We start from the raw sequence: 6,000 nt of genomic DNA, 5'->3' as shown, positions 1-6,000 counted from the left end.
CCGCCGCGACGGCCTCCACGGCGAGCTCCCTGGTCTCCAACGGGTACATGCGGACTCCAATCCGGACACCGGAGTGTCCAACTTTTTGTCCGCACCCCCAGGACTCGCATAATCGCACTTTTCTTTGCATTGAAATCAAAAAAGTTGTTTTTGGCCGGTTTAGCATCGCGTGGTTGCAGTCGCCGCTGACTGATTTTGGCGATAAACTGGGCAAGTTGGTCATTTTTTTGCAGCGTGTCCTTCCTTACAATAAGGGAAACTACTGCTGAATACCGAAGGATCCACTATGCCCGTCATTGATGCCCATTCCCACATTTATCCCGACAAGATCGCCTGCAAGGCCTCCTCGGCGGTGGGCGATTTCTACGGCGTGGACATGAACGCCAAGAACGCTTCCGCCGCCTCGATGCTTGCGGCCTGCGAGGGCTCGCCCATCACCCATCATCTGGTGCATTCCGTGGCCACAACGCCGGGCCAGGTGCCCATCATCAACGACTTCATCGCCGAGCAGTGCCGCGAGCACGAGAACTTTATCGGCTTCGCTACCATGCACCAAGATTTCGAAGACATGGAAGGCGAAATTGATCGAGCGATTCAGCTGGGACTGAAGGGCGTGAAGATTCACCCCGACACCCAAAAGGTGAACATGGACGACCCGCGGCTCATGCGCCTGTACGAGATTATCGAAGGCCGGCTGCCCATCGTCATTCATACGGGCGACTACCGCTACGATTACTCGCATCCGCGCCGCCTGAAGCGCATCCTACACACGTTCCCGAAGCTGGTAGTAGATGCGGCCCACTTCGGCGGCTGGTCGGTGTTCGATTATGCCCTGGAGTATTTGGAAGACGAGAACTGCTACGTAGACACCTCAAGCGCCCTGGAATTCTTGGGCCCCCGCCGCACCGTGGAGCTCGCCCGCGCCTACGGCATCGAGCGCGTGATGTTCGGCAGCGACTTCCCCATGTGGAGTCCCGTCAACGAATACAACATGCTCGCCGCCATGCCCTTCACAGAAGACGAGTTCGAAGCCATCACCTGGCACAACGCCCAACGCTTCATTGGCCAAAAAATCAAGTAGCTGCTGTTCAGCTTAGAACAACGCACGAGCCCCGACGCGCGCTATGGGGGAGGGAGTTGCGCGTCGGGGCTCGAGTTATCGCAATGGAGTATGCATCGCTTAGGCTTGCTCGGCTAGATATTTACCAGTCAGATAGCCGTAAGTGAGCGCAGCAGCATGGCTGGCGCCGGATAAGGTGAAGGGGTAGTCCTCCACGAAGCGTCCGCCTTGCACGTTGCCAACGGCAAACAGGCCGGGAATGGGCTCCATGTCGTCGTTGAGCACGCGAGCATTGTCGTCGGTTACGAGGCCGCCCATGGTAACGAGCAGTCGCATGCAGCTCACATCTTCCACCGACGTGTGCTTGAGCATATCGTAGGTGATCGCGTAGAAGGGAGGATCGACCACGGGGAACATCTTCTCTGCTGCCTTGCCGAAATCCTCATCGACTCCTTTTTCGCACAGCTCGTTGTAGCGCGCGACCGCTGCGGTTAAATTCTGGGTGGCATCTGCGCTGAGTTCCAGCTGAGAGGCGAGCTCTTCGAGTGAATCGGCTTGAGCTGAAAAACCCTCGCCGTCGCCATAGCTGCGGATATTTTCCATGACCATCTCGAGCATCGGGTACTGCTCGGGCCAGTGGCTGTCTATGATTTGGAAAACCTTGCTGCCTGGTTGGTTCTGCATGACCTTAGCGATATTGGTCATGCTGAGGTCTTCGTTGGTGAAGCGCTCGCCGTGCTCGTTGACCTGCAGGAAGAACTCCTGGCCGAACTGGAGAATATGAGCCATTACCGCATGGGGTCCCACGTCCAGGTGGCCGCCGACGTTCATGCCCATCTGCTGGCCGTCGCCGGTATCGGCGGGGTTGCCGTCGTGATCCGTCACCTCGTATGAGAACAGGAATTTGTCCTGGTTCTTCAGAATCCACGGAGCATACTGCCCCAGCATTTTCTCGTTGTGGGAATAGCCGCCCGTGGCGAGCACCACGCCCTTGGAGACACGATAGCGCGTGTAGCCCTCGCCCTCATCATTGCGGCAGATCACGGCGGTTATCTGGCCGTCAGCAGCCTCGAGCTTCACGGCTGGCGAATAGAATTGTACCTGCGCGTTGCCGGTGGCCACGGCTGTATCGACATTGGCCTGCAGAATGGGCGTATGGGTCTCGTCTCCTCCGCTGATGCAGCAGCATCCGGCAAAGAGGCGCTCGTGGTCGATGCCGAAGCGATAGATGCCGCTCGTGAGCGTATCGGCGCAGACGAACAACTGACTGGGATCTTCGGGAAGCTCGTCTTCCATGCCGAGCCACAGGAGTCCGTCGTATGCGGAGGTGTACCACTCGAAAGCCTCTCCGCAGTTCTTCAGCCACTTCGTGGTTATGCGATAGTCTGCGCGATGCGACATTTGCGTCATGAGCTCGTTGGCCACCTCGGTGGGGCTGATGTCCTCGATTCCGATGGAGCGCGTCTTCTCGGTGCCGAAGGCGGCGAACATGTTCGAGCGAGCACTGGGCTTGCTGCCCTTCTCGACGCCGACTACCTTGAGTCCTCCTTCAGCGGCAGAACGCAGGGCTCCTACCCCCGCCACGCCCAGGCCAACCACGCACACGTCGCAATCAACCGTCTCGATAATCTTGTCCTCGGGGATGTCGGTTTCCACCAGGGTGCCAGTGTCAGCGAGGGCGGTCTGGTCGTCGCCAGCTGCCTCGGTTGGCTGCTTCGGGGCGCAGCCGGCGAGGCCTGCGCCGGCTGCTGAAGCGCCTGCCAGGCCGAGTGCTGCTAAAAAGCTTCGACGGCTGATTGCTCCCTTCTTCCCAAACTCCTTCATCGTCACGGTATCCTCCTTTTATCGTATATCAGGACGGCATCTATATCACCGCATTCGGAAGTCGCGCAAAACAGGAGAAACGTATGAAATACAAGAAAAAGCACCCTATACGAAAAGTACGACAATCATCTGACCAGGTGGTTTATTCCTTCGAGGTCGTTTCAACGAGTGAGATAAGCTCTTGGCGCGAATGGACGCCGCATTTGGTGTAGATGTGCTGCAGGTGAGATTTCACCGTGCTCTCGCTGATTACGAGCTTCTCTGCAATGTAGGGGGCGCTTCGTCCGACGATATAGAGATTGAATACATCGCGTTCGCGAGTAGTCAGGCCCCTGCTGTCGCTGAATGATTCAAGGAGACGACCCGAGAGTGAGGTGAGCTTCGCGCCGCCGCTTGCGGACAACAGCAGCGACATGGTTCGATCCTCCAGAATCCAAATGGATGCCACGACGAGCAGAAGGGCCATGAAGAGCATGGCGACCCTGCTTGCGATGTGGGGTCCGAAAAAAGCGGAAGCCAGCAGGGGGAGGGACCCTAAAGTCCCCACACACCAAGCAGTGGCTAAGATTCTCACACGAGTACCAGGATACAGTCGCCCCAGGAGCAATCCCATGTAGAGGGCGCCGCATTCCAAAAGAGAGTATGCGATGCCGGCCAACACGTAGGCAAGGTAGGTGAGAGTCGATGAGAACAGCACTAAGATAAGAGCGACCAGCGAAAGGGTCGCAACTACTTTCGTCCATACCGGCAGATTGAAGTCTCGCCCGCGGTTAAAGAGCCAGAGCACGAGTGCGAGCGATATGGCGGTAATGATGACGGGGAACATCTCGCCTTCTGCCTGCTGCAGGAAGACCGAGTACTGCAAGGATCCTACCACCAGTCCGATAACAAAAAAGCTGCAGAGGATTTTCGCCAACGAAGATGGCTCGAGGGTAAAAGACCGCGCGGGCTCCGATGAGGAAGGCGCGGGGCGCTGGATGAGGCAAAGTGCCACCGCAGAGGCTGCCACGCTCATGCCGGCGAGGGCTTGGCACCATGACGCAGACAGAAGCGAGGGGAGAATCGCCGCCGCCGATGCGAGCACCTCGACCTCTATCATCAGTTCGACAATGCCGATATCGCGCTGGGCGCAGACTGCCGCCAGCCAGCAGAAGAGAAGAACGGTTCCCCCGGCAGACATGAGGATGAGTCCGAAAATGGAGAGGGGCTCTCCTGTGCCTTGTACGGCCAGGCCCATTAGGCAGCATGAGGCGCTTGCTATGGCGAGGGGAACACTCGCGAGTGCGCGTCCCCCTCGGTTGCCCGCGATGATCAAAGTGCAAGAAACGAGGGAGGCGACGGCTACGTCTACAATGGTCGCCGGCACGCTGCCTTGTCCCAGGGGAAGATACCAGGAAATCTCGCAGGGCGCCTCAAATGACTGGGCCGCCAGAAGGGCGGAGATACCCGCCACAGCTATCAGGAGATTTCTGCCGAGCCACCGCCCATGATTGCGCTGCAACGGTATGCCCCTTCCTGTTGTGGCCCTCGATCATACGGGGACATTATACATGGGGCCGTCGCTCGGTCGAAGGGCGGCCCGAAGACCGCCCGGATACGAAGCTCTCGGGGCCGCCCGCTACTCCTCCTCGGGACGGTCGATGGCCATGCAGATGCGGTCGATGCGGAGGCGGTCCATGGCCAGCACGGTGAAGGTCACCTTGGTGCCGCGGTTCTCAAGCACCGCCACGTCGCCCTCCTTGGGGATGCGGTCGAACAGCGACAGCAGAAGGCCGCCGGCGGTTTCCACGTCGTTGGCCGCCTCGGGCTCGAAGCCGAGCAGCTCCACCAAATCGTCAATGGCGAGCGTGCCATTGATCTGGTAGGTGCCGTCGGGCAGCTCCTCGATGTCGTCGTCGGTGTCGTGCACGTACTCGTCGTCGATGCGACCAACGATCTGCTCCATGATGTCGCTCATGGTGACGATGCCCGCCGTGCCGCCGTGCTCATCTACGACAACGCACATCTCGGTGCGACCCTCCTGCATGGCCTGCAAAAGCTTCGCGATGGGCGCGCCCTCGGGCACCGGCGGCAGCTCGCGGATCTTCCAATCGCTCATGGGGGCGTCCTTGGGCTCGTCTACGAGATCCTTCGTGTGCACGAAGCCGACGATGCGGTCCTTCGAGCCGTCGCACACCGGGTAGCGCGTGTACTTGTACTGGCGCACGACGTCCCAGTTCTCTTCCAAGGTGTCTTCCAGATCGAGGCAGATGACGTCGGTGCGCGGGGTCATGATGCCCTCAGCGTCCTTGTCGCCCAAGTCGAAAATGTTGTCGACGAACTCGTTCTGCTCCGGATCGATGAGGCCGCTTTCCGTGGACTCGTCAATAAGCAGCTTGATCTCCTCGCCGGTGTACACCTCGTGCTCATCGGCCGGGTCATGGCCGAACAGGCGCATGACCCCGTTGGTGATGCCGTTGAAGATGACCATGATCGGGTAGGTGATGCGGTAGAACACGCGCAGGGGGCCGGCGGTGTGCAGGGCGTACTTCTCGGTGGCGAAGATGGCGAAGGATTTCGGGATGAGCTCGCCGACCACCACGTGCAGGGTGGTCACGATGAAGAAGCCTACGGCCACGCAGATGGGGTATACCGTCGCCTCGGGGAAGCCCCAGGACAGTAGCGGTGCTTCCAGAACGGCAGACACGGCCGGCTCGCCCAACCAGCCGATGGCCAGCGATGCCAGCGTGATGCCGAGCTGGCAGGCCGACAGGTAGGCGTTGATGTGCGTGGTCACGTCGCGGGCGGCCTCGGCGCCGCGGCGCTTCTCGGCGACGGCCATGTCGATTTGGCTCTTGCGCACGCGCACCAGCGCGAATTCTGCGATGACGAAGAACGCGTTCATCAGCAGGAAGAACACCACGAGCAACAGACATATAGCGGTTTGCATACCGATCAATCATCCTTTCAGGGCAAAAACTCTGTTCCGCATTATAGAGGTGCGGGAGATAACATGAGCGAATCCATAGATGATTTTCCCAAACAGTCGCCGAACTGATACCGCAGAAGGCAGCGGCGATGCTCATACTAAGAAAAAACAAGCGAGAGCGGGGCATAAAGCGAATGAGGTGTTGTGT

Annotated in this window: 5 protein-coding genes; 2 read left to right on the top strand and 3 right to left on the bottom strand. The window is 59.1% G+C overall.

The genetic code is table 11. The features are described 5' to 3' along the window. Together ACW4QM_RS02240 and ACW4QM_RS02235 are read left to right on the top strand one after the other, a co-directional pair. Positions 1-269: hypothetical protein (locus ACW4QM_RS02240; protein ID WP_455798160.1), on the top strand; the 269-nt coding region annotated here is incomplete at its 5' end. Positions 270-286: 17 nt separating this feature from the next. Continuing rightward, entirely contained in the window at positions 287-1,081 is a 795-nt protein-coding gene (locus ACW4QM_RS02235; RefSeq protein ID WP_161128266.1) for an amidohydrolase family protein, read from the top strand. Between the two features lie 99 nt (positions 1,082-1,180). Here the strand turns inward: ACW4QM_RS02235 and ACW4QM_RS02230 are convergent, their stop codons facing one another. The 3 genes from ACW4QM_RS02230 to ACW4QM_RS02220 all read right to left on the bottom strand — a co-directional run bounded on the left by ACW4QM_RS02230 (position 1,181) and on the right by ACW4QM_RS02220 (position 5,813). Then, positions 1,181-2,884: an FAD-dependent oxidoreductase gene (locus ACW4QM_RS02230; RefSeq protein WP_223901339.1), complete on the bottom strand. Its 1,704-nt coding sequence runs from the start codon at positions 2,882-2,884 to the stop codon at positions 1,181-1,183. A 142-nt stretch (positions 2,885-3,026) separates the two neighbouring features. Next, positions 3,027-4,121, bottom strand: a complete 1,095-nt coding sequence (locus tag ACW4QM_RS02225; RefSeq protein ID WP_161128265.1) for a helix-turn-helix transcriptional regulator — start codon at positions 4,119-4,121, stop codon at positions 3,027-3,029. 381 nt (positions 4,122-4,502) lie between these two features. Then, on the bottom strand, positions 4,503-5,813 hold the full coding sequence (locus ACW4QM_RS02220; RefSeq protein ID WP_161128264.1) for a hemolysin family protein: 1,311 nt from the start codon (positions 5,811-5,813) through the stop codon (positions 4,503-4,505). Positions 5,814-6,000 lie beyond the last annotated feature (187 nt).

This window comes from Adlercreutzia sp. CNCM I-6207, assembly GCF_977072305.1.
This window is presented reverse-complemented; position numbering and strand designations above follow the sequence as displayed.

Bases quoted from the DNA above. Each gene is read 5' to 3' on its own strand.
- ACW4QM_RS02230 (WP_223901339.1), bottom strand. From the start codon at position 2,884: ATGAAGGAGTTTGGGAAGAAGGGAGCAATCAGCCGTCGAAGCTTTTTA.
- ACW4QM_RS02220 (WP_161128264.1), bottom strand. From the start codon at position 5,813: ATGCAAACCGCTATATGTCTGTTGCTCGTGGTGTTCTTCCTGCTGATG.
- ACW4QM_RS02235 (WP_161128266.1), top strand. From the start codon at position 287: ATGCCCGTCATTGATGCCCATTCCCACATTTATCCCGACAAGATCGCC.
- ACW4QM_RS02225 (WP_161128265.1), bottom strand. From the start codon at position 4,121: ATGGGCCTGGCCGTACAAGGCACAGGAGAGCCCCTCTCCATTTTCGGA.